Genomic DNA, 26,171 nt, shown 5'->3' on the forward strand with positions numbered 1-26,171 from the left:
TGACGTGTGTAGCTGTGGGCGTTATCTTTTGCTGCGCACCTGTTTGCATCGACTTCCCGAGGTGTGAACTGCGTTCTCGCAGGGTAAGATCGGCTTCGCCAATCCGGGATAATGCAACATCATGTTCATCGACTGTACGCGCTGTTATTCACCCAAAGCAGGAACGAATATACGCTTTTTACAGAAAAATGACAATCCATGGTGCGGCGCGCAAACAAATGTCTGATTGCCCTCGCCACACTCTTAAGATTGCAGAAAAGCGCGAAAGTGCAAAATACAGTCGAAACACGAGATGAAAGTTTCATGCCTGTCATGAAACCGGCGCATAACTCGTCAGGCCGGTTTACCCTGAAGGTGGCAGAAATCCTTAATTGCCCTCGCCGGGATTAGCGCTGAAGTACTTCTTGTACTTGTCGGATTCGTTCTGCATCTCATCGGCATCGGCCGGGGCATCGAGTTTGCCGGTGATGTTCGGCCATTTCTCGGAATAGTCGCGATTGAGTTCGAGCCACTTCTCCGCTTCCGGGTCGGTATCGGGCAGAATTGCTTCCGCCGGGCATTCCGGTTCACAGACGCCGCAGTCGATACATTCATCCGGGTGGATGACCAGCATGTTCTCTCCCTCGTAGAAGCAGTCTACGGGGCATACTTCAACACAATCGGTGTATTTGCAGCGGATGCAGCTCTCGGTCACCACATAGGTCATGATCGGTACTCTTGGTAAAACAACCGCGCTGACCTGATGCCAGCGCGGTTATCTGATGATGGTCATGTCATGTAATGCAGGTGTTTAAGCATCAGGCCCGGCCCGGTCAATCGCCAGTGCTGCGAAAAGTTGACCGGGTGACCGGTTTGCCTGCCTGCAATCAGGCTGCTGTGGTCGGTGCCTGCTGCATCTTCGGCGCCGGGGCGTTCTGTGCCTCGGCAGCTTCATCGAGCTCTCTCTGGTGCTGCTTCTGCCGCTCCCGGACCACGCCGAGGACAGAGGCGACGCGGGCGCGTGCCGCTGCCGGGTTGTCGGCAGGAACGTTGAGCATGCTGGCCATCTGTGACAACAGGGCCTGCTCCAGCGGGTCGAGATGGCCATCGCTGTAGACCACGTCACGGACCATGCCGAGCAGTTCCTGACGCTGACGCAGGCTCATGTTGTTCTCAAGCGTCTGGGCGGCAGTGTAGAGGCTGGCATCCTTGCCGTTCTGGTCCTGTGCCGCATCCATCAACTTCTCGGCACCTTCGTCCTGAAGGTTGAATTTGCGGCGCAGGTTGCCGAGGACGGATTGCCGCTCGGCTTCTGACATCTTGCCATCCATCTTGGCGGCATTCACGAGAAGCACTGCAGCGGCCAGCTCGGTTTCGTCAAAATCATTGACACGAGCATCGGTCAGGGCAGCTCTTTTCACCCGATCAACCAAATACGTGTACTTCGTCATAATAGGGGGTTTACTCCTGATTTTATTGTTATCTCTCATATCCAAGAGATGGGGAGCGACAATGAAAGTACGTCATGGTTTTTGACGAATATTTGTCGATTTTACTCTTTGCCGCGCAATTTCGCCAATGCCTTGCGATCCCGCGGGTTGGGGCGGGCATCGGGGCCGGTTTTGGCTGTGGCGATCGGCTTCTCGGCACTGACCCTGTCCTGCGGCAGTTTCTCCGCCGCATCGGGCGGAGCGAGGTCATCATAGCATGACTGGGCGATCGGTGCCGAACCGCGCTTGTCCGGCAGTTCGGTAACCCGAACCACGCGAATATGGTGCCCCTGCGGAAAGGTCAGGGTATCACCGATATTGACCTGATAATGCGCCTTGCTGATCAGGGTGCTGTTGACCCTGATCTTGCCGCCATTGCACATCTTGGCGGCAAGGCTGCGGGTTTTGAAAAACCGGGTATGCCAAAGCCATTTATCAAGCCGCATCTTGCCGGGCTCTTCGGCGGCCTTGGTCATACGCGATCAGTCTTTCTTGTCACTGTCGGCATTGCCCTGTTGCAGGGCGCGCAGTTTCTCAAATGGTGAGTAGGTCATCGGATTGCTGTCACCGGCAAAGCTCTGTTGCTTGCCCTTGCTGCCGCCGCGACGATCCGAACGGCCGTGTTTCCCGCCACCTTCAGCTTTCTTGCCGGGCTTCTTGCGGTCATGACGCGGGGCATCGCCGCCGCCACTGCTGCCATGCTGCTTTTTGGCCTTCGGTGCACGATCCTGTGGCGGGCGATTGCCGCGCGGACCGCCAAGCCGTGGCTTGGTCAGCCGGAAGCGAACCTGTGGCGGCTTCGCAGCCTCCGCAGTGCTGTCGGTGGCCGGTTTGGCCGGGTCTTCGCTCGGCTCGGTCGGTGGCGCCTCGGTCGGCTGGTCGGGGATAACCGGATTGGATGGGGTCTCCGGCGGTACCTCACTCGGCTGGCCTGGCGGGGTTTCCGCTGGCTGGTCCGGCATAGCCGGGGTCTCGGATGGCTGGCCACCCGGTACCTCTGATGCCTGAATAACCGGCATTTCAGGCGGGGTGCCGGTCGGGATGGTGTCGCCGGTAATTGCTGTCTGTTGTTGTGCCATATCCTCTGCAGCCGTTGTTTCGTTGCCTGTTTCAACAACGGTTGGGGCGGCTTCGGGTTCCGGTGGCAGTTCCTGATAGCCGAGCGAGGTCAGCACGGCTTTCAGATCATCGAGCGTGCAGCCGAGCAGTTCAGCCCATGAATTGTCCATCACGGCAATATTGCCGGTGGCGCTGTCATGCAGCTTGGAAATCACCCGATCGAGGATTTCCATGCGGACGGCCAGCGGGCCAACCACAGGATAGCCGATCATGTTGTAGAACAGGTGCGGCACACCCTCGGTCGGCTTCACCGATGTCCGGCCATTGGCAGGCACGGGAGCGGGCAGATTGCGGCCCTGGTGCAGAGACCAGAGCAATGCCCGCAGATTGACCGCATGGGTCTTGCCCAGCTTCGGAATAAAGGCATGGAGCGGACCAAGGCGGATGCCGACCCGGTGCAAGGCGCGGCGGTCATCCTTTTCCAGATTGCTGATCAGGTCCTCGACCTTGTAGCGCGGCTGGCTGCCGAGACCCTCGAAGACCTGAAAGGCAATGCCACGGGCGGCACCGGTTGCCTCAACCTTCTCACAGGCGAGCAGTGGGCCGAGGATTTCCTCGATATGGGCACGGATGAACTTTTCCAGCCGTTGCTGGATCTGGTCGCGCTGGCCGCCATCGAGCAGCTCGGTCGGCAGTATCTCGATCTTCGGTCGCAGGGCGTCCTCACCGGCTGCCAGTCTGGCGACCGGGGCCTTGCGCCATGCGATATAGCCATCGGCAGCGAGGTCGAACATGCCGTCCACATCGTTGCAGCAGGCCTGAACCCGGCGCTGTATCTCGTCAACCAGTGCCTTGCGGGCAGCGGTCTGGATCGCTGGTGCGTCGCCAACTGCGGCTTCGCTGTCTTCTACAAACCGGAAGCCTTTCAGCTCGCCGACAAATTCACCTTCCACAAGAACCTCACCGTTCTGTCTTACTGCCCCTGTAAGGGGCGTGCCTGATTGCAGGTGTCGTAATAGAGATGCTGAGCGTTTATCAACAAAACGCTGCGTAAGTCGATCATGAAGCGCATCTGATAGCTGATCTTCTAGCGCTCGGCTACGTTCCTGCCAGTGTATCGGGTCATCAAGCCAGTTTTCACGATGGGCAATATAGGTCCATGTGCGCACATGGGCAATGCGGGCCATCAGCGTATCGATATCGCCGTCGGTACGTTCCAGCTTGCTCAGGTGATCGGCGACCCAGTCATGGGGCAGGCGCTCACTGCCCTGAGACAGATGGGTATAGATCTGGGTCAGCAGGCGCAGATGGGCATCGGACAGGGTATTGCGGAAATCCGGTATCTGGCAGACATCCCAGAGGCGCTTGACCTGATGCTGTGTGGTGGCACGCCCGGCGATGGTCGTGTCCTGTGACAGGGATTTCAGCGCCAGATGATCCTCGGCATCGCGGATACGGATCAGTTCCGGTGCCTCCGCATGCAGGTCGAGGCTGCGCAACAGGGCGGCTGTGCTGCGAAAATCGAGATTGTTGTTGCGCCATGAAATCTTGTGCACCGGGTCAAAGCGATGCTCCTCGATCGCCTCCACCTGTTCCTCGCTGAACGGCTTGGCATTGGCAGTGGTGCCGAAGGTGCCATCGGTGATGTGGCGTCCGGCCCGTCCGGCGATCTGGGCGATTTCGTGGTTATAGAGGCGGCGGCGGTTATGGCCGTCGAATTTGGTCAGCCCGGCGAAGGCCACATGGGTCACATCCATGTTGAGGCCCATGCCGATGGCATCGGTCGCGACGAGGTAATCGACCTCGCCCGACTGATACATGGCGACCTGCGCATTTCGTGTACGTGGGCTGAGGGCACCCAGCACGACCGCCGTCCCGCCGCGATGCCGCCTTACGAGTTCGGCCAGCGCATAGACATCGGCGGCGGAGAAGGCGACCGCTGCCGAGCGGCGCGGCAGGCGCGTTACCTTCTGGAACCCGGTATGGGTCAGGGTCGAGAAGCGCGGCCGTCCGATAATCTCCGCTTCCGGCACCAGCGAGCGGATCAGGTTGGTCATGGTCGCGGCACCGAGGAACATGGTCTCGGACGTGCCCCGGCAATGCAGCAACCGGTCGGTGAAGATGTGGCCGCGATCAGGATCGGCGCAGAGCTGCACCTCGTCCAGCGCGACAAAGGCCAGTGCCTTTTCCACCGGCATTGATTCGGTTGTGCACAGGAAATACCGGGCGCCCGGTGGGACAATGCGTTCCTCACCGGTGATCAGGGCGGTCAGGTGCCGACCCTTCATCTCGCAGACTCGGTCGTAGTTTTCCCGCGCCAGAAGCCGCAGGGGAAAGCCGATCATCCCGCTGTCATGGGCCACAAGCCGCTCGATGGCAAAGTGGGTCTTGCCGGTATTGGTCGGACCCAGAACCGCCGTGATACGCGGATCGTCCCGGAAATGCTGGCCTATACTCTGGGACATGGGTGCGGTTGCGATTGGTGGGAAAGGGGTAATTTGCTAGGCAAGGGCTATATCCTGACCCGAAAACACGCCATAAACATGGGGTAGGGCAGGAAATATGCGATAGCTAATGCGATATATTGGTTATCAGCACCAGCATTAAGGCCGCAAGGCCCAGTGGAATATCCGGTGGATATCCGGTTGAGTATGGAGATGGTTGTGCGCAAAACGCGTTTGAACACTGTGTGGAATGGCGGTCAGGGACGACCGGGTTGGTTGTTTCCCCGGTTGTTCGGGTGTGCCCTGCTGGTTGCTGCATCACAAGCTGCTGCTCCATACGCTTTGGCCGCCGCTGAATCCGGTGCTGGCGATGTCCGCGTTGCGCAACTCGGTGGTGCCGCGAGTGAGCCGGGGCGGGCGCCGGAGCCCAATGACGCCGGTGCCGTTGCCATCCGGCAGGCGGTTGAACGCTGGCTGCTCGATTTCTTTCCGCCCGACAGCCCCGGCGGGCAGGCGGTCATCCTGCAGGGACAGGTGATCGTCGAGCCGTTCGGTGAGCGCTATGCGGTAACCCTGCCTGATATTACTCTCAATCTCGGCTCGGGCATGGTGATGCCGATCGGGACCATTACCCTGTCACTGACGCCCCAGACGCCGGTAACCTATCGGGTGGCCATGCGCCTGCCGCTGCCGTTTCCGATCCTTGATGATACGGGGACGGAGATTGGCCGCTTTGATATGGCCGGTCAGCGTGTGCGCGGTGTCTGGGACACCCGGTTCGAGACCCTGACCGGTCTTGATGCCGTGTTCAGTGATATTGTGGTCCAGAGCAGCCTCGTCGACGGTGATCCGGTGGCGCTGTTCACGATGGGCGAGCTTGATATCCAGAGCACGCTCGATGTTGATGACTATTTGCACCTGACCGGCCCGTCGAAACTGACTGCTGCCCGGATCGAGATCAAGGATGAGGACGGTAATCGCCTGACCTATATCGAGAATCTGGTCTCCGAAACCGAGGTGCGCAGCTTCGATATGGTGAACATGAACCGGTTTGCCCGCCGGTTCCAGTCACTGGCCCAGGCTTTTATCCCGAGCCCGGAAGGCGAATTGCCCGACCGGGAGACGACAGACCTGCTCCTCGACCAGCTGCGTCGGGAATTGCTCGATCTGCCAAGCCTGATGTCCGATGCCGGTGGTGCGGTGACGATCAACGGTCTCGTGGTCAATGATCCGGTAACCAGCCGTGGCTATTCGGTGGATGAGATTGTCTACAGCATACTTGTGCGTGGTATGAATGAGGAAACCAGCCGGATCAATGCACAGTATGGCCATACCGGACTGGTCTCGCTGCCAGCCCCGCCAGCCCCGGACCTGACGCCGGATGAAATCTCGTTCGAGCTCGATGTCGAGGGAATTCCGAACAGTCAGCTCTGGGATATCATCACCCAGATACCGAATGACATGTCGCTCTATGGTGCCCTGCCGGGTGCCAATTTCGGCCTGGAAAAGCTGTTTCATGTACTGGCCGTTGCCGGTACCTCGATCTCCCTTGAGAAGGGCTATATCAATTCGGAGAAGCTGGATTCCCGGGTAACCGCTTCTGCCCTGTTCGACAATGGTGCGACCTATAAAACGGTGGCTGCTGCCAATATCCGGATGATCGGGATGGATGAGCTGTTGCGGGACCTGTCGGCGCCGGGGGCGAACAATAACGGCAATGCGGCGACGATGCTGATCCTGCGCACCCTGCAAAGTCTTGGTACCGAGGGCGAGTTGATCGGTGGGCGCAGCAATCGGGAGTACAGCCTGCGGGTTGAGGCCAATGGCAAGATCACGCTCAATGGCCAGTCCTTTACCAATCTGATCAGCACCTTCATGGGTGAGCTTGGCCCCACGGATGGGACCGCCGCGCCCAGATAGGACAGGGTGGTTGCCTTTCACCCATGCTTTCCCATATGACCATCACGGCATAACCATGCCTGTTGCCGCCTTTTGTCCGGCGCAACCCGACCTTGAAGTCCAACTTAAATGGTAGTGACCCATGACGACCGATACTGCTGAAAAAAACCAACAGGAAACCCGCAGTTTTCAGGCTGAAGTCAGCCGTCTGCTCGATATTGTGGCCCATTCCCTCTATAGCGAGCGCGAGGTGTTCCTGCGCGAACTGATCTCCAACAGCGCCGATGCCTGTGATCGCCTGCGCTATCTCGCCATTACCGACCCGGCCCTGCTGGGCGAGGAAACCGAGCTGCAGATCCATGTCACTGTGGACAAGGATGGCGGAAAGCTGATCATTGCCGATAACGGTATCGGCATGGACCGTCAGGAACTGATCGACAATCTCGGCACCATCGCCCGCTCCGGTTCCGGTGCCTTCATGAAGGAAATGGCCGGCAAGTCCGGTGATGATGCGAAACAGGATGCGGTCAGCCTGATCGGCCAGTTCGGCGTCGGCTTCTATTCCGCCTTCATGGTGGCAAGCGAAGTTGAGGTTATCTCCCGCCGTGCCGGTAGTGATGCCGTATCCCGCTGGGTATCCGATGGCCGTGGTGAATATCAGATCGGTGACGGCCCGGCCGATGCGCCGCGCGGTACCCGCATTAGCCTGACCCTGCGTGACGATGCCGGGGAGTATCTGGAAAGCCATCGTATCCGCGAGATCATCCAGAAATATTCTGACCATATCGCCCTGCCGATCCGCCTCGGTACCACGGAGAAGGATGATGAGGTCGAGACGGTGAACAAGGCATCGGCCCTGTGGACCCGTCCGAAGTCGGAGATCACCGATTTCGACTATACCGAGTTCTACCGCCATGTTTCCCACGCCTTTGACGAGCCATGGATGCGCCTGCATTACCATGCCGAAGGCATGATCGAATATGATGCGCTGGTCTTCATTCCATCGACCCGCCCGCATGATCTGTTCGATCCGGCCCGTCAGCAACGGGTCAAGCTGTTCGTCAAACGGGTATTCATCACCGATGATTGCGACGGTCTGGTCGCCCCCTATCTGCGTTTTACCCGTGGTGTCGTCGACAGCGCCGACCTGCCGCTCAATGTCAGCCGCGAAATGTTGCAGACCAACCCGATGGTCAAGCGCATCCGTAATGGCCTGACCAAGCGTATCCTGAGTGAGCTGGCCAAGAAGGCCGAGAGCGAGCCGGAAGAATACACGAAATTCCACGACCTGTTCGGCGCGGTGCTGAAAGAGGGGTTGTATGAAGACCCCGAGCAGCGCGATGCCCTGATGAAGGTGGTGCGGTTCCGCTCATCGACCCGCGATGGCCTGATCTCGATTCAGGATTACATCGACGCGATGAAGCCGGGGCAGGAGCATATCTTCTACATCTCTGGCGATGATGAAGCGGTTCTGCGTCGCTCGCCACAGTTGGAAGGCTTCAACGCCCGTGGCGTCGAGGTCCTGCTGATGACCGATCCGATCGATGAGTTCTGGATTCCGACCGTCATCCAGCATGATGGCAAGGCATTCAAGTCGGTTACCCGCGCCGGTGCCGAACTCGACAATATCGAGAAGCTGGCCAAGGGCGAGGAAACCGAGGATCAGTCCGAGGACAAATCATCCGGTGACGAGACGATTGACCAGCTGGTCGCCACGATCAAGGTCGTGCTCGGCGACACGGTGAAGGATGTGCGTGCGTCCAATCGCCTGACCGACAGCGCGGTCTGTCTGGTGGCTGATGAGGGCGATCTTGACCTCAACCTTGCCCGGATGCTGAAGGCGAATAACCAGTTGCGGGATGAGGCGCCACGGGTGCTGGAAATCAATCCCGGTCACGGTCTGATCCGCAAGCTGGCGGAACAGGCGAAGGAGGCCGGTGACAATGCCGCCAATCAGCTCGATGATGCCGCCCATCTGTTGTTCGATCAGGCCCGTATTCTCGAGGGTGAGCCGGTCAGTGATGCTGCCGCCTTCGCGCAGCGCTTTGCCCGGGTGATGGAAAAGGCTGTCTGATCGTACCGCTGTTCGGAATGGGCATAGAAAAAGGCTCCGGTGATTTCTTCACCGGAGCCTTTTCTGCATGACTGTCCAAGACTACGACTGACGTATCAGTCTTCGGATTTTTCCTTTATGTAACCGGCACCCGCACCAACAGCACCACCAATGGCGGCACCACAGGATACACAACCACCGGTCAGGGCGGTACCAACGGCACCAACACCGGCACCGATTGCACCGCCGCTCAGGGTTGATTGTTCAAGATCGCTCATATTGCTGCAACCGGCGAGGCCGATCACGCAAATGGCACTGATCCCGGCAAGACGCAAACCCTTAAACATCGATACTCTCCTCATTCAACACATGAGCGCACTGGCGCTTGGTATTCTTGTTTGGTTGTCTGAGTGATTAACGAGTATCGCGTTAAAAGGTTCCGCTTACATGCGAGCGATGCGCTGACGGATGTTATTGGCTTTATTGTTGGCTTTGGTTGCGCGGCGGGTATTGCCGGCTGCACTGAAGCGGTTGGCCTTACGCTCCTGATAACGCGCTTTTGCTTCCTGCTTCATGATCCGGAAGTCGCTGGAACCCCAGAGTGCGATCTGGGTCAGGGCCAGGGCGGGCACGGCACCAACGCCACCAATCATGCCACCACCGATGACGGCAGTCGTCCGTGGATGGCGCTGGGCAAATTCGAACAGGGCTTCTGCCGGACCAAGGCTGGTGCGGTTGTCACGGCCCTGTGGGCCACTTGGCAGAATGGTGCGCATATGTCGATCCCCCGATACGAACTTCAAAAAGGAAGTGGTGTATCAAGTTATCAATCCGCTTGTTGAAAGCGCCTAGGGGAAAATCGGTCAGCGGCGGCGTATCTGAGTCTTGTATTGCCGGACCGGGCCGTCATCCTCATCCACTTCGACGATCTCGATCTCGTTGAGCGAGGGCAGACGCTTGAGGGCTTCCGGGTGGATATCGGTCAGCTGGATCAGATCACCCGCCCGCCGTTTCAGGGTCAGGGTGTCATTGTCATTCATTACCATGATTGGCCGATCGACATCGGTGTCGCGCGCCATGATGGCGAGCCACAACCGGCCATCGGGCTCCAGAACAAAATCATAGCGGCCTTCCACATGACCGCGTGGGGCACGATTACTGCTCATGACGCATCATCTTCCACGTCGCTGTCACCGTCATCATCACTCTCGGCTGCTGTTGCCTGTGCTGGGGCTTTGCTGCCCTGGGTTGTGGTGCTCGGTGACTTCTTGAGCTTGGCAATAAAGGCAGGGTTGCTCGGTGGTCTCAACTGGCCGAGCAGCGCTTCATACTCTTCCGGTGCAATCACGCCGCGGGCCACATGGGTCAGGGCATGGTCATGCATGGTGAAGCCGCTCAGTTTCTGGGTCCAGTACGCGCGGGCGGTACCGCTGTCACCTTCCTTGAGGTAATTCATCAGGCGCTGGTCAGGCATGATGATCTCGGCGACCGGAATACGGCCGGTGACACCACGGGTACATTTCACGCAACCCGGCCCGCGGCTGTACATCTCATATTCATTGGGATTGAGAATATTGGTTACCGAATGCACGAAATCCGGGTCGTGTTTATCCTCCGCCACCGCTTTCTTGAACGGTATTCGGCAATGTGGACAGAGACGTTTGACCAGTCGTTGCGCCCACATGCCAGTCATGATGGACGGGTCATAAATCTTGTACTGATCGACACCGAGGTCACGCAGGCGGTTCGGAATCGACAGGGCGTCAAGGGCGTGCAGGGTTGACCAGACCTGGTGACCGGTCATCGCCGCCTGAGTTGCGAGGCTGCCGGATTCCTTGTCCCGTATCTCACCGATCATGATGACATCGGGGTCGGAACGCAGGGCCGAGATGATCGCCTCATCGAACTTGCTGCGGCGATCTTCCGAACCACGGGCGCTGGTGACCGGGATCTGTCGCACACCGCGAATGGGGGCTTCCGGCGGATCTTCCACCGACAGGACCGTGTGCTCGCCGCGTCGTTCGGCGAACAGCATCTCGAGATTGATCCGGGTGCTGGTACTTTTGCCCGAACCGGTTGGGCCAGCGAGGATGATCAGGCCGGTCGGGGTGGCCCGCAAGCGGCGCATCTGGCGCTGCTGGAATTTGGTGAAACCGAACCGGGACAGATCGCGAGCGCCGAATGGCGGGCTGCGATAGAGCAGCCGCATGACGAGATAACGACCATAATTCGCCAGTGGGTTGAACTGTAGACGGATGGTTTCAACCTGCGAGGGCAGTTTGAGCATGCCGGAGGTGATCCGGCCCGATGAATAACCGAGCGCGTTATAGCTGCTGTCACCGGTGTCAGACATGTTGAAGATGGCCTGCATCAGCTCCTGACACATGCCCGCTTCAAGTTGGTTGAACTCGATAACGACACCGTGCACGCGGAACTGGACAATGGCCCGACCACCCTCGATCGCGATGTGGATATCGGAGGCCATTGCCTTCACGGCATCCTCGATCAGGCGGAGTACTTCCGCCTGCATCGGCTCCGGTACGGAGCCGCCGCCGCCACGGTTATTTGGATCTAGTGCCATTTATCTATCCCTGCCCAATGGCTCATATCTCAACTTAATTGATATCAGGTGGCGGACACAATCGTAACCAGCCATCCAGTATCCTGCGTTTTATGATGCCCATTGTGCCAAAAGTCTGGTTTGCCGAGCAAAACTCGACGTCGCCGCGCGATGATTCGGCGAATTCAACCACGAAGGCCGGTTTACCCATCTCGATAAAAGCCCCGGTTTCATTGCACCAGCCATCCTCGAAACAGCCACTGACCAGAATGAAATCATAGCTGTCTGCCAGCGGTGCAATCTGGCTGCGGCTGTTCCACAAACCGATGCTCAGGCCGCGCTTGTGCGCCTCATCGGCGATGAAGCGGTTGAAGGCGATCTGCTGGCGCTCACCGATCGGGAAGCCGGAGCGGAACAGGTAATTTTCCAGATTGCCGATCAGGGCGGCATCAAAGCCCTTGTCGCGGCAGCGGTCGAGCCGCCCGCGGATCATCGGCGCAATCTCGTCGATGTTACGGAGGTCGAGCCAGCGTGCAGTTGGTTCGGTTTCCAGTTTCCGGCCGATGACCAGCGGTGCCACGCTGTCGAAATCCTCGTCCTCGACATCGATGGAGCCGCCATTGAAATAGCAGACAGCAGCCGCGCCGTTGTTCTTGACCGTCGTGATCTCATCCGGCAGGGCATCTGCCAGATCGAGCACCATGAAGTCGACCTGCCGCTGCAACTGCATCGGGGTTGCGAATTGCAGGTCGAACTTGGCATCCGGTGCCGGTACCCAGCGTGCCGGGGCGGGCACTGAGGCAGGTTGTGACAGCGCCGTACCCGGTGCAATCGCCATCATGACGACACCGAGGGCAAGTGCCAGTGGTTTGAGTGCTGCAGACTGTGCCTGGTGTCGGCGGACAGCCGTCAATCGTGTCATGGACATGCCATTATCCATCCATTCTGGAATCCAAGATGACAAGTATGGGCAAATTCGGGACGAAGCGCAAAAAATCAGCGCGGTACCTCGAATGAATTGATCGCTGTGTCACAAACAACCATCAATCACCACCGGGATGATTTCCCGCTGAAAGCCCTGTTTTATGAAATCAGCCAAGGACGCCGACAGGCTTACATCGCCATGCGTGCCGGTTGTGGTGCCTGTTTTTGGGTCATGGCCGGTGTATCCGGCGTTTTGGCGGTAACACCTGCGGCTGCGGTTGCCTCTCGGCGCTCCTGCACCTTGCTCATCAGCGCTTTCGGATCCAGTGCGGTTGGCTCATCGCTGATCGCATTGGCATTGGCCGCAGCACTTGCGCTCTGGGCATTGCGATTGACCGTACCTATGGCGGTGCGGTTGCTGGTATCGCCCGAATTGTTGAAGAACGACATGGCGGCCGATTCCTGCTCGACCGAGGCATCAACACTGACGCTGCGGGCACCATTGCCGACATAACTCGGCTGGATCGCGGTCGGCTTGACGGCATCAACCTTCGGCATCATGTCGGGCATGGTTGCGGCAAAGGCGTTCATGGTCGGTGCCTTCTGGCTGCCCGTGGCGACAATCTGATCGCCCGAGCCGGGTACTTCCCATGGCATTTTCTGGTCTGCGGATGCGGCGGATTTCTCACCACTCATCTGTCCGAGGCCGGAATTGGCCTTGGCGATAGCGTCCGGTGTAATGCTGAAATCGTCGGCGAGCGGAGAGCGGGCCTTGGCGGCACCGGGATTTTCCAGTGTGGCTGCGCGGTTCATGCGAAACCGTGCAATATCCCCGGATCGAACAATGTCCTGACCCGGTGGTCTGACTGACATATCAGCTTTTGGCATCGAACCTGCAGCTAATGCAGACATAAAAATCAAATCCCCTCATACATCCCTGTATAAAAGAGTAACCGAGGACGTATCGCTGTCAAAGCAAAATTTGACGCACACGGGAGCATTTCGGGTTTTGTGTATCAAATACCCTTTTGGCCTTATGATCTAATCCTCGATATCGTTGAGGCCCCAGTCAAAGCCTTCATCATCGATCTCTCCGGCCCGCTCAAGCATCGGCAGGAGGTGGTCATCCGCATAGTCGCGCAAATGGCTGATGATATTGATGTCGGCGCGTTTGCCGCCGAAATCCTCACGATACCAGGTGTAGAGTGATGAGACGTACAACCGGCCATCGCCATTGATGCTGTCCCGACGCTTGTTGATCTCCCGGATCGATGCCCCGCGCGGATGATTGACGAAGCGCGTGGCGGCCTGCTCCAGCAGCAACTCGGTGGTATCGGCGGCAAAGACGGTCGGGATCGGCTCTGGACAGCCAAGGGCTCCACAACTCAGCGCATAGATCAGGCGCTCATCCTTCCAGATCGGGCGCAGGATATTGTGCGCGATATTGTCGAGGCTCAGCTCACGCCCCTCGACCGTCACCAGCCGCGCCGTCCATGGTCCGCGCCGCAGCGGATCATCGGAGAGGTCTACATCTAGAATGCTGTCGATTGGATAGTTATCGAGGACAATCTTGGTCACCAGCGCGTTGTACAGGTTGATCCAGAAGGCTTCCTGCTCATCACGGTTCAGTTTGCTGACCTCGACCGCCTGCATGCGGGTTAGGTAATTGTTGAGGCGGACCCGGTCTTCCGCACGCACGGCACCATAGTCGAAGCGCGAGAGGTTCTCCTTGCGCCCCTGATGCTTGCCGACCACCTCACGCTGATCATGGATCTCGTAATTGGCAAAAATCCGGCGGTTGGAGCGCTCATTGGCATAGGTCACTTCCAGTGACGGATCGTAGGGCGGTGCCACTTCCAGATAGGTGTCGAGGAAGGCCTGCCAGTCGTCATGCTCAATGGTTACCTTGCTGTCGGGATCGCTCGCCAGCCAGTGCTCGTCGAGCAGCATGGATTTCTGCCCGGCTTCGGCATCGGGCACCAGAACCGGGGTGAGGGACAGCACGCCCAGTGCGGCAAGCGCGGTTCCGACAATCATCTGGCGTATCGCCATGGCAGCCACCATCAATCTTCAACGGGAAAGAGTTCTTCTGTCGAACAGAATCCCCGCAAGCGGTCATGGCTGTCCAGCGCTTCCCGCCGGTTCAGCTACCTTCGGCGCTGGCTGTTGCACGGTTGTTGATGGTCTGGCGCGGATTGGGCAGTACGATACGGAAGCGGGTACCGTTGCTGTCGGTCTTGTCGAGGGTCAGATCGCCGCCATGGGCGCGGACGATTTCCCGCGCGATGGTCAGGCCGAGACCGGTGCCGCCGCCCCGTACCGACCCGGCGAAGGGTACAAACAGGTTCTCTTTTGCCCGCGGCGGCATGCCGGGTCCGTCATCTTCGAGGTCGAAGGCGACTTCCTTGTCGCTCGGTGCCTGAACTTCGGTCACCGATACGCTCAGGGCACCGGCCTCGAAGGCATTGCGAGCCATATTGGCAATGACCCGATAAAGCTGCTCCCGATCCGCATTGAGCTCCAGCCCCTCACGAATGCGGTTGTTGAAGTACCAGTCCTGTCCCTCGGGCGCGTGGGCGATCAGTTCCTCACCGATTTCAGTTGCAAGATCATGCAGGTCGAAGGGCGCGCGCTTGACCGGCATTGCCCCGTCCCGGGAGAATTTCAGGGTTTCGCTGCAGAGATCAATCGCCCGGTTGATCGAGGCCTCAAGACGCGGCGCCACCTTGGCCACGCGCTCGTCATCACTATGGCTGAGGCGTTCGGAGAGCAGGGCAGCGGTGGACAGGATGTTGCGCAGATCGTGGTTGATCTTGGCAACCGCCGTGCCGAGCAGGGCAAGGCGGGTCTTGTGGCGCAGGGCCTGACGTACAGCCTCCTGCATGTTCGCCAGTTCGCGTTCGGCGACACCCATCTCGTCCCGGCGGCCACTCTGGACAATGGTGCCGGCATCACTCTCCGGTGCATCGCGGAACGCCATCATCGAGCGCACCATCTCCTGCAACGGTTTGACCAGCAAGCGACGCAGGGCAAAGAACACCATGATCGCGGCAACTGTGGAGATGAAGATCGACAGCCAGAGAATGCGGAAGGAATAATCGAGCATCCGGTGGTGCAGCGGGCCTTCATCGAGCTGGATTTTCAGGGTGATATCCGGTGCATTGGTCGGTGTGCCGATCACCTGAATGATCCGGTCCTGTGTCCGGGTCAGGGTCGACAGGGCATCGGCGATCAGGGTGAAGAAGCTGGCATCACGCAGATCGAAGCTCTCATCCGGTTCGGCGGAGACCAGCTTGGCGAGGCGAATATCCGGCTGGCCTTCGACCATGCGCTTGATCTGGTGCGCGCCGACGCTGGCCAGCAGCTCGGTCTGTACCATTTGGCTGACCATCTGGTCTGGGGCGGCATCCATGGCGAGCGTCGCCAGATAGGACTGGTCGATACGCTCCTGAAAGTACACCACGCGGAACCGTGCCACTGACGGCGCGAAAATCAGTACCTCAGCCAGCAGGACGAACAGAATGGTCAGTACCAGCAGCTTGGCCGACAGGCTGCGGACGAAACTCAGAACAAACATGATCTATATGCCATTGGTAATACTGCCCCTTGATTGCCCCAGCCCCTGATTACCCCAGAATGCGGCCTGTCAGCCGAATTTCTGCAGAAACTGTACAATTTTTCGGCTGCGGGTGCTGAAAAGTTTCGGTGTGAAATAGGAACCGGCGGCGCGCTTGTTGACTTCCGCCAGCGTTGGATAGGGTACGATCATCGAGGCGATCTTGCTGATCTTGGTCCGCTCCTGCACTGCGAGGCACCAGAGTTGCAGCAACTCCCCGGCCTGCGGTCCTATGATCGAGGCACCGCGCACCCGGCCCCTGACGATGATGATTTTGACCAGCCCTTCGGCCTTGCCCTCGGCCTGCGCCCGGTCGTTTTCATGGAATGACCAGCGGGCGATCTCGAAATTGCCTTTGCCGAACTCTGCCAGTGCCTGTGCCTCGGTCAGTCCGACCTGTGCAAGTTCCGGGTCAGTATAGGTGACCCATGGCAGGGCGCTGTAATCCACTTTCGATGGCAGCTTGAACAGCAGGTTCTTGATCACCACCCCGGCGTGATAACCGGCGATATGGGTGAATTGCGGGCCACCAGCAACATCGCCCACTGCATAAATATGCCGCTTGTTGCTGCGCAGACGGGCATCCACCACCACGCCCTTGCGATTATGGGTAACCCCGGCGGCATCGAGGTCGAGTTTTTCCAGATTGGGGCTGTGCCCGGCGGCAACCAGCAGATCGGATCCCTCAATAAGGTTCTCCGTGCCATTGTCATCCAGTACCACCGCGATGCCGTTACCGCTCTGCTCCACCCGTGAAATGTTGATCTCCTCACGCAGATCGACGCCCTCGGCACGCAGCTTGTTGCGCAGGATGTCTACCAGTTCTTGATCGTCGCGTGGCATCATCCGGCCAATGTCGAGCACGGTGACGGCGGAACCGAGGCGGCGATGGGCCTGGGCCATTTCAATGCCGATTGGACCGGCACCGATCACGATCAGATGCGCCGGGCGCTCCATCTGCGCAAAGATCGTCTCATTGGTATGATAGGGCACTTGATCGAGGCCGGGGATCGGCGGGATCGCGGCGCGTGAACCGGTGGCGATGACGATCTTCCTGGCCGTGATGCGATAGTCACCGGCGACGACCGTGTGGTCATCGACAAAGCGGCCATATTCCCGGATCACCCGGACGCCGAGCCCTTCAAACCGTTCGACGCTGTCCATGGGCGCGATGCCATCGACCACCTTGCGCACATGGGCCTTGACCGCCGGGAAGTCGATTGCCGGTTCATGGCCGTTGACGCCAAATCTGCCGGTATGGCGCACCTCATGGGCGGCCTTGGCGGCGCGCAGGAACGCCTTGGACGGCACGCAGCCGGTATTCAGGCAGTCGCCGCCCATTTCACCGCCCTCCAGCAACGTGGCATCGACGCCTAGTTGCGAGGCACCGGCAGCAACCGAGAGGCCGCCCGATCCGGCTCCAATCACCAGTATGTCTGTTTCGATTGTCCGGGTCATGGGGCTGGTTCCTGTGCTTTACGACATTTCTTATAGATTACCGGGATCAGCGCGAGGGCCGACAGCCCGAGAATAGGCAGCAATATCTCCGGATTGAAGATAATGCCCATATCCGGCACTTCGCCCCGATCAAAAACGGCACCGAGGCCATTGCCGATGGAAATGAACACGAAACTGCCTGGAATGATCCCGAAAAACGTGCCGAGCGCATAGGTGCGGAGCGGGACATTCAGAAAGGCAGGTACGAGATTGACCAGCCAGAACGGAAAAATCGGCACGAGCCGCAATACCAGCATGTAGGACAGGGCATTGTCCCTGAACCCGTCCTCCAGCTTGCCCATCCACGGACCGACCTTGTGTTTCAGGCTGTTGCCGAGGGCGGTTCTGGCGGCCAGAAAAATGGCAATCGCCCCGATCGTGGCGCTGATCACCGTGCTGATGGTGCCCACCACCAGACCGAACAGAAAGCCACCGGTAATGGTCAGCACGGCACCGCCGGGCAGGGACAGGGCAACCGCGATGGCGTAGAGAGCCATATAGATGGTAACGGCGAGTATCTTGTTCTCGCTCACGAACTCGGCCAGTTCCTCACGGTTTTCCGCCAGCGCCTCGAAGGACAGATATTCATGGGTGCCGGTCAGATAGACAACGGCAATGGCAATGATGATCAGCCCGAGGGGGAGCAGCCGTTGCCAGAAGGCTTTCGGTGCATGGGTAGCTGCCATGTCCGGTGTCACTGCTTCTGTCGGCTGGTTACCGTTATCGATCATACTGGGTGGGCCTGAACTGGTGCAATCCGGCATTAAATACTGTTATTGCCGTCATTCTGATGTATATCCCTCTGCCATCACTGGCCAATAACCATCCGGTGACAGCTTCGTGAGTATCGGGGTCTCGAATGTTTTTCCGGTGAAGAAAGTGGCTTCCCGGTTGACTCGGGGGCATTCAAACTTTTATAAGCCCGACTTCGCTCTGTTGAGCTAACCCAATCATGCTTTTATACGCTATCTGAAGGAGCTCGTGCCGTGAAACGCACATATCAGCCAAGCCGTATTGTGCGCAAACGCCGTCATGGTTTCCGTTCGCGCATGGCCACCAAAGCCGGTCGTCAGGTTCTTGCCCGCCGTCGTGCAAAAGGTCGCGCCAAGCTGTCTGCCTAAGCAGACACCAGCGATTTGCGCCTTGAAGGGGTTGTGAAATGCTGCCCCGTCTAAAACAACGTGGTGATTTCGTTCGATTGAACCGCCGTGGCAAACGTGCTGCGGCGGTTGGTCTCGTTGTGCAGGTCGATCCCATACCTGCCGGTCTTGACCGGAAAGGCGATGACTCCCAAATGCGGGTCGGCTTCACCGCTACCAAGAAGCTCGGCTCGGCAGTTGTCCGGAACCGGGTCAAGCGCCGGTTGCGCGCCTTGGCCGATGAAATGCTGCCAGTGCTGGCGAGGCCGGGTCATGATTTCGTGCTGATCGGGCGCCATGCGACGGCGACCCGCGATTTTGCCGCTCTGCGCCGTGACTTTATCGAGGCGCTGAAGCGTCTGAAGATGGTCCGGGACGGTGCTGACAATGACCTCCGGCAATGGCTGGCAAGCGATCAATGACCATGGGTAATCAGCAAACATGCGATGACGGGAAGGGCGATTTGCCGATGGCAAAGTGGCTCAACCGGCTGTTGATTGCCCTGCCGGTTGCACTGATCCAGCTCTATCGGCTGCTGATATCCCCGTTTCTTGGGCAAAATTGTCGCTTTGAGCCCAGTTGTTCGGTTTATGCCATTGATGCACTCAAGGTTCATGGGGTATTCCGTGGCGGCTGGTTCGGTCTGCGCCGCATCTGCCGCTGTCACCCGTGGGGTGGGCATGGCTATGACCCGGTGCCGCCAGCCAATTCAGATAAAGACAAAAACCGTAAAGATGCCGCAGCGCCATGCGGCTGTGAGAGATAGAAATCATGCGCCCTCGTCCCGATCAGCAAGTGGATCAGCGTAATCTGATCATGGCCGTCATCCTGTCGGTCATGGTGATATTGGGGTTCCATTATTTCTATGAGCGTCCCCGTCAGGAAGCCCTGAAGGCGCAGGCCGAACTCGAGCAGGCGGAAGCGGGCAATACCGGTGAAGCTACAGCAGATGCCGATGGCCATGACCTGCCGCAGCCCGATGGTGCGGTGGTCAGCAACGCCGATGACGGCCTGGCCGTGGCCCGTGACCGGGCGGATGTGCTGGCTGATAGTGGTGAGCGCGTACGTATCAGCACGCCGCGCCTGCACGGCTCGATCAGTCTGACCGGTGGTCGGATTGATGATCTGACCCTTGGCGATTACTACGTCACCGTTGACCGCGATCAGGAAGTGGCACTGCTCTCGCCGGTCGGGTCGGAAACCCCTTATTACGCCAATGTCGGCTGGATCGCCGGTAATGGTGGGCCTGCGGTACCGGACAAGGACACCCAATGGCAGCTGGCGGGCGAGAATACCGAACTTGGTATCAACTCGCCTGTGACTTTGCGCTGGGATAATGGCGCCGGTCTCGTGTTCGAGCGCCGGATTTCGGTCGACAAGGATTTCATGTTCTCGGTCGACCAGCGGGTCATCAACAATACCGATGAGGCAGTAACGCTGTTCCCGTACTCGCTCGCATCCCGTCGCAATCTGCCCCATGGCAAAGAGTTTTTCATCCTGCATGAAGGCCCGCTCGGCGTGTTCAATGGCACCCTGACCGAACTTGGCTATAGCGCCTTGCAGGACGAGGCGCAGGACAACGGCGGTCGCGTCAGCAACCGTTATGACAGCCAGGGTGGCTGGATCGGCATCACCGACAAATACTGGCTGGTCAGCCTGATCCCTGACGGCAATGCCAAGATCACGGGCCGCGTTACCTACACCGCCAATCGGGACCAGTATCAGATCGACATGCTCGGTGCCGGGCAGGAAATTCCGGCGGGTGAGACGATCTCGGTCAAATCCCATATCTTCGCCGGTGCCAAGGAAGTGCAGCTGCTCGACCGTTACAGCGAGGAATACAGTATTCCGCGCTTCGACCGGGCGGTGGATTTCGGCTGGTTCTATTTCCTGACCAAGCCGTTCTTCTTCGCCATCGATTTCCTCTACGGCATCCTCGGAAATTTCGGTCTCGCGATCCTCGCCTTTACCGTTGTGGTCAAGCTGGTGTTCTTCCCGCTGGCCAACAAGTCGTACAAGTCGATGAGCATCCTGCGCAAACTCCAGCCGCGCATGACCGAGCTGCGGGAGAAATATGCCGACGACAAAATGCGCCTGCAGCAGGAGATGATGAAGCTCTACAAGGACGAGGGGGTGAACCCGCTCTCCGGCTGTCTGCCCATTGTGATCCAGATTCCGGTGTTCTTTGCGCTCTACAAGGTGCTGTTCGTCAGTATCGAGATGCGCCATGCGCCGTTCTATGGCTGGATCAAGGATCTGTCGGTGCCTGATCCGACCAGCTTCTGGAACCTGTTCGGCCTGCTGCCCTATGACGGCCCGACCTTCCTTGCGGTCGGTATCCTGCCGATCATCATGGGCTTATCGATGTTCATCCAGATGCGCCTGAACCCGACCCCGCCGGACCCGGTCCAGCAAAAGGTCTTCATGTTCATGCCGATCGTCTTCACCTTCCTGCTGGCATCATTCCCGGCTGGTCTGGTGATCTACTGGACATGGAACAACACGCTTTCGATCATCCAGCAGACGATCATCATGCGCAGCATGGGGGTCAAGGTATCCCTGTTCAGCAAGGATGACGATGCCGGAAAGGCTGACTGATCCATGAAGGGGGATATCACACCATCCCTGATTACCGGCCCTGAGGGTGAGGCAATCGAGGCCGGGCGCAAGCTGTTCACCGGCCCCTGCGACTTCATGCTGAGCGTGGTCAATCTCGACCAGTTGCCGGTTGAGGGCGTACCGGAGATTGCCTTTGCCGGACGCTCCAATGTGGGCAAGTCGAGCCTGATCAACGCCCTGACCGCGCGTGGCACCATCGCCCGCACCTCCAATACGCCGGGGCGGACACAGGCGCTCAACTTCTTTGACCTCGGTGGCCAGATGCGGCTCGTCGATATGCCGGGCTATGGCTATGCCAAGGTGTCAAAGTCGGTGGTTGATGCCTGGACCCGTCTGCTCAAGGACTATCTGCGTGGCCGCGTGCCGCTGCGCCGGGTCTGCGTGCTGATCGACAGCCGCCACGGGATCAAGGAAAACGATACCGAAATCCTGAAGCTGCTCGATGGGTCGGCAGTGCCCTATCAGGTGATCCTGACCAAGATCGACAAGATCAAGAAGGGCGATGCCGAACGCCGCCATGCCGAAACCGTGGAAAAGCTGGTCAAACACCCGGCGGCGCACCCCGAGGTGATTTCCAGCAGTTCGGAAAAAGGCATCGGTATCGAGGAAATCCGCGCCAGTCTGGCGATGCTGGCCGACAGCTGAGGCTGATCAGCCTGCGGGATTTTCAACCGGTTCTGTCGCCATATCGGTCGTCACCTCATCCATGCTTGGCCAGATATTGAGCAGCCGCGCCATGATGGCGATAAAGGCGAGGGTGAAGATAATCCGGGCAACCAGCACGATCCAGATATCAGCGCCGAAAGCGATGAACAGCAGCGTATCCTCGATAATCGCGTGACAGAGCGAGATCAGTGACAGCGCCAGCAGCTTGGCCTTGGGGCTGAATACCTGTTCCTGCGTTGCCTGTATCAGCAGTCCGCCGCCATAGGTGATGCCGAGCAGCAGTCCTATGGTGGTGAGCGGTGCCAGTCGCGGGTCGATGCCGATCACCCGCAGCAGCGGTTCGAGCAGGCGGGTGAAGTGCCGGATCACACCGATCTTCTCCAACCCGTCGAGCAGGATGAACAGCATGATGATGATCATCAGGATCGACAGCATGGAGCTTGCGGTACCGATGGCCCAGTCAGCCCAGCCGGTTTTGGCACTGATTTCCGGTGCCCATGTGAGGTTGAGCGGTTCCGACAGCCAGCCGGTCGCCTGACAGATTTGCCAGATAATCGCGCCGAACAGCAGCGCGCCGCCAATCCGCACGGCACTGGTGATCCAGAAGCTGGCACCGGCGCGGGATACGATGGCCTGTTCCACCGGGATCATATGGGCGATCAGCATCATGGCGCAGAGAATGCTGTGCTGGGCAACACTGATCTCCATACCCGGCAGCAGGGTCAGATAGGCACCGAGCCCGCCATAGGTGCCGATCAGCAGGGAGATGCCCCAGACCAGCCCCGCTTCCGGTGGCAGACCGACCAGTGACATTACCGGCACCAGCATCTGGCCGAGCCAGTCGGTCAGGCCAATCTGGTCGCCGAGCCGCACCAGTATCATCACCGGCAGCATGATCTTCATCAGGGTGATGAAGGTCTTGAGTGACTTGCGACCGAGCGTGTTCAGATATGCCTGCATGATGCGATCTTGTTCTTAAGACAGGGCGAAATCCACGGCGGCTTCTGCGTGCAGATGGGCCGTGTCGAAGGCCGGGATGCTGACATCATCGGGCGTCAGCAACAGGCCGATTTCGGTACAGCCGAAGATAACACCGTCACAGCCGTTTTGCACCGCATCCGCGATAATGTTCAGGTACTTCTCTTTTGCGAGTGGGGTAACAATGCCCTGACACAGCTCGTTATAGATGATGTCATGTACCACGGTGCGTGCGTCATCATCCGGCACCACGGCATTGACCCCGTGTCTGGACGCCAGATGGCCACGGTAGAAATCCTGCTCCATGGTATAGCGGGTCGCGAGTAACAGCGGCTTCTTACAGCCCGCCTCCTTGATCGCCGCAGCGGTAACATCGGCGATATGGATCAGCGGAATATCAACCGCAGCCGTAATCGCCTCGGCGCATTTATGCATGGTATTGGCACCGATCAGCAGGCAGTCGGCACCGCCCCGCTCGATCGATTGTGCTGCCTCGACCATGATCCGGCAGGCACTGTCCCAGTCACCGGCACTCTGGTAATCCGCGACTTCTTTGAACTCGACCGAATTGAGAATGACCCGGGCCGAATGCAGCCCGCCGAGCCGCGCGCGTACCGCACGGTTGAGCATCTGGTAGTAGGTGACCGTGCTTTCCCAGCTGATGCCGCCGATCAGGCCGATGGTTTTCATGTGGTTCATGTGGGGTCAATACTCACGCAATCAGGTCAGGTGATTACGCTAACATCATCGATCCCTCATGAAACCGGGTTTCGGGGTGAGGCAGGGATGCGCAAAACTCATGCAGCCATGCTGCCGAGCGTCCATTGCGGGAACGGGTCCTTCAGGTGATGCCAGTCATCGGGGTTGAACAGCACATCGTCGGGATGGTCGATCAGGCATGCATCAAGGGCGGCAATCATCGCCTGTTTGTCCATGTCATGCCCGATAAACACCAGCTCCTGACGGCGGTCGCCATAGGTGTCGTTCCAGTACTTCCTGATCGTCTGCAGCCAGCCTTTGTCCTCCGGCCAGCGTTCCTGCGGTACCGCCGCCCACCAGAAGCCCATGGGCTCATGCCGGACCACGGCACCGGCCCAGCTCAGATCACCGACGAAGGCAGCACGGGTGGCGAGCCAGAACAAGCCCTTGGCGCGGATCACGCCGGACCAGTCCTGTTGCAGGAAGTCATAGAATTTCTGCGGATCGAATGGCCGCTTGTTGCGGTAGACGAAGCTGCTGATGCCATATTCTTCGGTCTCCGGCACGTGCTCGGCATGGCCGTAGAGTTCCTGATACCAGAGCGGGTGTTCCTGTGCCTTGTCGAGGTCAAACCGGCCGGTATTCAGCACCCGGTCGAGATCGACCTGACTGTGGCTGGTTTCGATAATGTCGGCCGAGGGGTTGAGCGAGGTGATGATCTTGCGCGCCGTATCCCGCTGTTCCGGTGAGGCAATGTCGATCTTGTTCAGGATGATCACATCGGCGAATTCGATCTGGTCGACGAGCAGGTCAACCAGCGTCCGCTCATCCTCCTCACCGAGGCTCTCACCACGGTCCGCGAGGAAGTCGGTGGAGCTGTAATCCTTCAGCAGATTGACCGCATCGACCACGGTGACCATGGTGTCGAGCCGGGCCACATCGGCGAGGCTGTTGCCGTCCTCGTCCCGGAAATCGAAGGTGGTGGCGACCGGCAGCGGCTCGGAAATGCCCGTGCTCTCGATCAGCAAATAGTCGAAACGGCCTTCGCTGGCCAGCTTGCGCACCTCCTGCAACAGGTCATCGCGCAGGGTGCAGCAGATGCAGCCATTGGTCATTTCGACCATCGTTTCCTCGGTACGGGACAGGTTGGCGCCGCCCTCGCGGATCAGCTCGGCGTCGATATTGACCTCGCTCATATCATTGACAATGACCGCGACCCGACGGCCCTCGCGGTTGTTGAGGATATGGTTCATCAGCGTGGTCTTGCCCGCACCCAGAAAGCCTGACAGGACGGTGACGGGAAGTTTCTGTGTCGGGTTTTGTGGCATGGGATCGCTCGCTTGTCTGACGGGTAGGGACGTATGTGTTATGTTATAACTGTTATATTGTGTTATGTTATAACTGTTATATTATAACATTTTTGCTTTCTACCCCTTTTCAAGACTCCGGCTGTGAAAAACCTTCAAAACCCGTCTCGGAGCCTGAAATGACCGTGCCATGCGGGATGCTAAGTGTCTGGAATGGCAGGGTTGCAGGGGCTGTCGCTTGCGGTATCGGCTGCGGGATGCTTAGGGTATCGGCACTTAACCCATGCCGGTACGGATTATGACTGATAACACCCCCTTTGATGCCGCCACGGCGGACCTCGATGCCCTGTCGAAAGCGCGCGTTCTGTCCGAGGCGCTGCCCTATATGCGGCGCTATGCCAAACGCACCTTTGTCGTGAAATACGGCGGCAGCGCCATGGGTGATGCCGATCTCGGTGATCGCTTTGCCCGTGATATCGTGCTGCTGAAACAGGTCGGCATTCATCCGGTGGTGGTGCATGGCGGCGGCCCGCAGATCGGCAAGATGCTGGAGCGGCTGCGGATCAAGTCGGAGTTTGTCGACGGCCTGCGTGTCACCGACCGTGACGCGGTTGATGTGGTCGAGATGGTGCTCGCCGGGTCGATCAACAAACAGGTGGTCGCCTCAATCAATGCCGCTGGTGGCAAGGCCGTGGGCATCTGCGGCAAGGATGGCACCATGATCCGTGCCAACCGCCTGCGTCGCACAACCCATGACACCGACAGCAATATCGAGAAGATTCTCGACCTCGGCTTTGTCGGTGAACCGGCACAGGTCGATCCTGAAATCCTCGCCATCTTCGAGCGCTCGAACCTGATCCCGGTGATTGCGCCGATCGGTATCGGCCCCGAGGGCGAGACCCTGAACATCAATGCCGATACAGCAGCCGGTGCGGTTGCCGGTGCCATCGGTGCGTCACGCCTGTTGCTGCTGACCGACGTGCCGGGCGTCCTCGATCGCGACGGCACGCTGATTGAGGAGCTGAGCGTCAGCGAGGCCCGTGCCCGGATCAAGGACGGGACGATTTCCGGCGGCATGATCCCGAAGATCGAGACCTGTATCCAGTCGATCGAGGATGGCGTCGAGGCGTCGGTTATCCTAGATGGCCGCAAGGCGCATTCGCTGCTGCTTGAGATTTTCACCAAGGGCGGTGCGGGTACGATCATTCACCGCGATCACGTGGCGTACTGACAGCTATAGCA

At 58.8% G+C, this 26,171-nt stretch carries 25 protein-coding genes; 8 read left to right on the forward strand and 17 right to left on the reverse strand.

What is annotated here, in order from left to right; genetic code table 11:
- Window positions 1-367: 367 nt before the first annotated feature.
- The 4 genes from CBB62_12110 to CBB62_12125 all read right to left on the reverse strand — a co-directional run bounded on the left by CBB62_12110 (window position 368) and on the right by CBB62_12125 (window position 4,993).
- Window positions 368-706: a ferredoxin gene (locus CBB62_12110; GenBank protein ID OUT39153.1), complete on the reverse strand. Its 339-nt coding sequence runs from the start codon at window positions 704-706 to the stop codon at window positions 368-370.
- 160 nt (window positions 707-866) lie between these two features.
- Window positions 867-1,469, reverse strand: coding sequence for a hypothetical protein (locus CBB62_12115; GenBank protein OUT39154.1), 603 nt, complete (start codon window positions 1,467-1,469; stop codon window positions 867-869).
- Window positions 1,470-1,531: 62 nt separating this feature from the next.
- The gene (locus CBB62_12120) at window positions 1,532-1,945 is read right to left on the reverse strand and encodes a hypothetical protein (protein OUT39155.1); all 414 of its coding nucleotides are present in this window, start codon (window positions 1,943-1,945) and stop codon (window positions 1,532-1,534) included.
- Between the two features lie 6 nt (window positions 1,946-1,951).
- Entirely contained in the window at window positions 1,952-4,993 is a 3,042-nt protein-coding gene (locus CBB62_12125) for a hypothetical protein (protein ID OUT39156.1), read from the reverse strand.
- A 186-nt stretch (window positions 4,994-5,179) separates the two neighbouring features.
- Between CBB62_12125 and CBB62_12130 the strand changes: the two genes are divergently transcribed.
- The gene (locus tag CBB62_12130) at window positions 5,180-6,892 is read left to right on the forward strand and encodes a hypothetical protein (GenBank protein ID OUT39157.1); all 1,713 of its coding nucleotides are present in this window, start codon (window positions 5,180-5,182) and stop codon (window positions 6,890-6,892) included.
- A gap of 121 nt (window positions 6,893-7,013) precedes the next feature.
- Window positions 7,014-8,945: a molecular chaperone HtpG gene (locus CBB62_12135; GenBank protein ID OUT39158.1), complete on the forward strand. Its 1,932-nt coding sequence runs from the start codon at window positions 7,014-7,016 to the stop codon at window positions 8,943-8,945.
- 95 nt (window positions 8,946-9,040) lie between these two features.
- Here CBB62_12135 and CBB62_12140 read toward each other — a convergent pair whose 3' ends face one another.
- The 10 genes from CBB62_12140 to CBB62_12185 form a co-directional block, all read right to left on the reverse strand.
- Window positions 9,041-9,271 (reverse strand): hypothetical protein, encoded by a 231-nt coding sequence (locus CBB62_12140; GenBank protein OUT39159.1) that lies wholly within the window; start codon window positions 9,269-9,271, stop codon window positions 9,041-9,043.
- A 96-nt stretch (window positions 9,272-9,367) separates the two neighbouring features.
- A complete protein-coding gene (locus tag CBB62_12145; protein ID OUT39160.1) occupies window positions 9,368-9,700 on the reverse strand; it encodes a hypothetical protein in 333 nt (110 codons plus the stop codon).
- Window positions 9,701-9,787: 87 nt separating this feature from the next.
- Window positions 9,788-10,090, reverse strand: a complete 303-nt coding sequence (locus CBB62_12150; GenBank protein ID OUT39161.1) for a hypothetical protein — start codon at window positions 10,088-10,090, stop codon at window positions 9,788-9,790.
- Complete coding sequence (locus CBB62_12155) at window positions 10,087-11,505, reverse strand: hypothetical protein (protein OUT39162.1); 1,419 nt, start codon at window positions 11,503-11,505, stop codon at window positions 10,087-10,089. Before CBB62_12155 ends, CBB62_12150 begins: the two co-directional genes overlap by 4 nt.
- Before the next feature lie 34 nt (window positions 11,506-11,539).
- Window positions 11,540-12,424, reverse strand: a complete 885-nt coding sequence (locus CBB62_12160; protein OUT39163.1) for a hypothetical protein — start codon at window positions 12,422-12,424, stop codon at window positions 11,540-11,542.
- Between the two features lie 173 nt (window positions 12,425-12,597).
- Window positions 12,598-13,221 carry a hypothetical protein gene (locus CBB62_12165; GenBank protein ID OUT39164.1) on the reverse strand — a complete coding sequence of 208 codons (624 nt, stop codon included), beginning with the start codon at window positions 13,219-13,221 and terminating at the stop codon, window positions 12,598-12,600.
- 228 nt (window positions 13,222-13,449) lie between these two features.
- A complete protein-coding gene (locus CBB62_12170) occupies window positions 13,450-14,472 on the reverse strand; it encodes a hypothetical protein (protein OUT39165.1) in 1,023 nt (340 codons plus the stop codon).
- A 79-nt stretch (window positions 14,473-14,551) separates the two neighbouring features.
- Entirely contained in the window at window positions 14,552-15,985 is a 1,434-nt protein-coding gene (locus tag CBB62_12175) for a hypothetical protein (GenBank protein OUT39166.1), read from the reverse strand.
- Between the two features lie 69 nt (window positions 15,986-16,054).
- Window positions 16,055-17,482 carry a dihydrolipoamide dehydrogenase gene (locus CBB62_12180; GenBank protein OUT39167.1) on the reverse strand — a complete coding sequence of 476 codons (1,428 nt, stop codon included), beginning with the start codon at window positions 17,480-17,482 and terminating at the stop codon, window positions 16,055-16,057.
- The gene (locus CBB62_12185; protein OUT39791.1) at window positions 17,479-18,207 is read right to left on the reverse strand and encodes a hypothetical protein; all 729 of its coding nucleotides are present in this window, start codon (window positions 18,205-18,207) and stop codon (window positions 17,479-17,481) included. The genes CBB62_12180 and CBB62_12185 overlap by 4 nt, the downstream gene beginning before the upstream one ends.
- A 300-nt stretch (window positions 18,208-18,507) precedes the next feature.
- On the opposite strand from CBB62_12185, the gene CBB62_12190 reads away from it, so the two are divergent.
- Genes CBB62_12190 through CBB62_12210 form a run of 5 tightly spaced genes read left to right on the forward strand, consistent with a single transcriptional unit; the run spans window position 18,508 to window position 21,924 of the window.
- Entirely contained in the window at window positions 18,508-18,642 is a 135-nt protein-coding gene (locus CBB62_12190) for a 50S ribosomal protein L34 (GenBank protein OUT39168.1), read from the forward strand.
- Window positions 18,643-18,680: 38 nt separating this feature from the next.
- Entirely contained in the window at window positions 18,681-19,082 is a 402-nt protein-coding gene (locus CBB62_12195; protein OUT39169.1) for a ribonuclease P protein component, read from the forward strand.
- Between the two features lie 47 nt (window positions 19,083-19,129).
- Window positions 19,130-19,426: a membrane protein insertion efficiency factor YidD gene (locus tag CBB62_12200; protein OUT39792.1), complete on the forward strand. Its 297-nt coding sequence runs from the start codon at window positions 19,130-19,132 to the stop codon at window positions 19,424-19,426.
- A 5-nt stretch (window positions 19,427-19,431) separates the two neighbouring features.
- The gene (locus CBB62_12205) at window positions 19,432-21,258 is read left to right on the forward strand and encodes a membrane protein insertase YidC (GenBank protein OUT39170.1); all 1,827 of its coding nucleotides are present in this window, start codon (window positions 19,432-19,434) and stop codon (window positions 21,256-21,258) included.
- Between the two features lie 3 nt (window positions 21,259-21,261).
- Window positions 21,262-21,924: a YihA family ribosome biogenesis GTP-binding protein gene (locus CBB62_12210; protein ID OUT39171.1), complete on the forward strand. Its 663-nt coding sequence runs from the start codon at window positions 21,262-21,264 to the stop codon at window positions 21,922-21,924.
- 6 nt (window positions 21,925-21,930) lie between these two features.
- Here CBB62_12210 and CBB62_12215 read toward each other — a convergent pair whose 3' ends face one another.
- From CBB62_12215 to CBB62_12225, 3 genes are all read right to left on the reverse strand, one after another.
- Window positions 21,931-22,905, reverse strand: coding sequence for a hypothetical protein (locus CBB62_12215; GenBank protein ID OUT39172.1), 975 nt, complete (start codon window positions 22,903-22,905; stop codon window positions 21,931-21,933).
- A 15-nt stretch (window positions 22,906-22,920) separates the two neighbouring features.
- Window positions 22,921-23,613: an aspartate/glutamate racemase gene (locus tag CBB62_12220; protein ID OUT39793.1), complete on the reverse strand. Its 693-nt coding sequence runs from the start codon at window positions 23,611-23,613 to the stop codon at window positions 22,921-22,923.
- A 107-nt stretch (window positions 23,614-23,720) separates the two neighbouring features.
- The gene (locus CBB62_12225; GenBank protein ID OUT39173.1) at window positions 23,721-24,950 is read right to left on the reverse strand and encodes a 4-hydroxytetrahydrobiopterin dehydratase; all 1,230 of its coding nucleotides are present in this window, start codon (window positions 24,948-24,950) and stop codon (window positions 23,721-23,723) included.
- A gap of 277 nt (window positions 24,951-25,227) precedes the next feature.
- Between CBB62_12225 and CBB62_12230 the strand changes: the two genes are divergently transcribed.
- Window positions 25,228-26,160: an acetylglutamate kinase gene (locus CBB62_12230; protein ID OUT39794.1), complete on the forward strand. Its 933-nt coding sequence runs from the start codon at window positions 25,228-25,230 to the stop codon at window positions 26,158-26,160.
- The last annotated feature ends 11 nt before the right edge of the window (window positions 26,161-26,171 follow it).

Source organism: Micavibrio sp. TMED2 (assembly GCA_002168225.1).
Lineage (GTDB): Bacteria > Pseudomonadota > Alphaproteobacteria > TMED2 > TMED2 > TMED2.

What these genes read in the sequence shown, in the direction of transcription:
- CBB62_12185 (OUT39791.1), bottom strand. Translation starts at nt 18,207, where the DNA reads ATGGCAGCTACCCATGCACCGAAAGCCTTCTGGCAACGGCTGCTCCCC.
- CBB62_12200 (OUT39792.1), top strand. Translation starts at nt 19,130, where the DNA reads ATGGCAAAGTGGCTCAACCGGCTGTTGATTGCCCTGCCGGTTGCACTG.
- CBB62_12155 (OUT39162.1), bottom strand. Translation starts at nt 11,505, where the DNA reads ATGGCACTAGATCCAAATAACCGTGGCGGCGGCGGCTCCGTACCGGAG.
- CBB62_12125 (OUT39156.1), bottom strand. Translation starts at nt 4,993, where the DNA reads ATGTCCCAGAGTATAGGCCAGCATTTCCGGGACGATCCGCGTATCACG.
- CBB62_12160 (OUT39163.1), bottom strand. Translation starts at nt 12,424, where the DNA reads ATGGATAATGGCATGTCCATGACACGATTGACGGCTGTCCGCCGACAC.
- CBB62_12110 (OUT39153.1), bottom strand. Translation starts at nt 706, where the DNA reads ATGACCTATGTGGTGACCGAGAGCTGCATCCGCTGCAAATACACCGAT.
- CBB62_12215 (OUT39172.1), bottom strand. Translation starts at nt 22,905, where the DNA reads ATGCAGGCATATCTGAACACGCTCGGTCGCAAGTCACTCAAGACCTTC.
- CBB62_12165 (OUT39164.1), bottom strand. Translation starts at nt 13,221, where the DNA reads ATGAACCGCGCAGCCACACTGGAAAATCCCGGTGCCGCCAAGGCCCGC.
- CBB62_12120 (OUT39155.1), bottom strand. Translation starts at nt 1,945, where the DNA reads ATGACCAAGGCCGCCGAAGAGCCCGGCAAGATGCGGCTTGATAAATGG.
- CBB62_12195 (OUT39169.1), top strand. Translation starts at nt 18,681, where the DNA reads ATGCTGCCCCGTCTAAAACAACGTGGTGATTTCGTTCGATTGAACCGC.
- CBB62_12205 (OUT39170.1), top strand. Translation starts at nt 19,432, where the DNA reads ATGCGCCCTCGTCCCGATCAGCAAGTGGATCAGCGTAATCTGATCATG.
- CBB62_12170 (OUT39165.1), bottom strand. Translation starts at nt 14,472, where the DNA reads ATGGTGGCTGCCATGGCGATACGCCAGATGATTGTCGGAACCGCGCTT.
- CBB62_12230 (OUT39794.1), top strand. Translation starts at nt 25,228, where the DNA reads ATGACTGATAACACCCCCTTTGATGCCGCCACGGCGGACCTCGATGCC.
- CBB62_12140 (OUT39159.1), bottom strand. Translation starts at nt 9,271, where the DNA reads ATGTTTAAGGGTTTGCGTCTTGCCGGGATCAGTGCCATTTGCGTGATC.
- CBB62_12145 (OUT39160.1), bottom strand. Translation starts at nt 9,700, where the DNA reads ATGCGCACCATTCTGCCAAGTGGCCCACAGGGCCGTGACAACCGCACC.
- CBB62_12150 (OUT39161.1), bottom strand. Translation starts at nt 10,090, where the DNA reads ATGAGCAGTAATCGTGCCCCACGCGGTCATGTGGAAGGCCGCTATGAT.
- CBB62_12180 (OUT39167.1), bottom strand. Translation starts at nt 17,482, where the DNA reads ATGACCCGGACAATCGAAACAGACATACTGGTGATTGGAGCCGGATCG.
- CBB62_12115 (OUT39154.1), bottom strand. Translation starts at nt 1,469, where the DNA reads ATGAGAGATAACAATAAAATCAGGAGTAAACCCCCTATTATGACGAAG.
- CBB62_12135 (OUT39158.1), top strand. Translation starts at nt 7,014, where the DNA reads ATGACGACCGATACTGCTGAAAAAAACCAACAGGAAACCCGCAGTTTT.
- CBB62_12220 (OUT39793.1), bottom strand. Translation starts at nt 23,613, where the DNA reads ATGAAAACCATCGGCCTGATCGGCGGCATCAGCTGGGAAAGCACGGTC.
- CBB62_12210 (OUT39171.1), top strand. Translation starts at nt 21,262, where the DNA reads ATGAAGGGGGATATCACACCATCCCTGATTACCGGCCCTGAGGGTGAG.
- CBB62_12175 (OUT39166.1), bottom strand. Translation starts at nt 15,985, where the DNA reads ATGTTTGTTCTGAGTTTCGTCCGCAGCCTGTCGGCCAAGCTGCTGGTA.
- CBB62_12225 (OUT39173.1), bottom strand. Translation starts at nt 24,950, where the DNA reads ATGCCACAAAACCCGACACAGAAACTTCCCGTCACCGTCCTGTCAGGC.
- CBB62_12130 (OUT39157.1), top strand. Translation starts at nt 5,180, where the DNA reads ATGGAGATGGTTGTGCGCAAAACGCGTTTGAACACTGTGTGGAATGGC.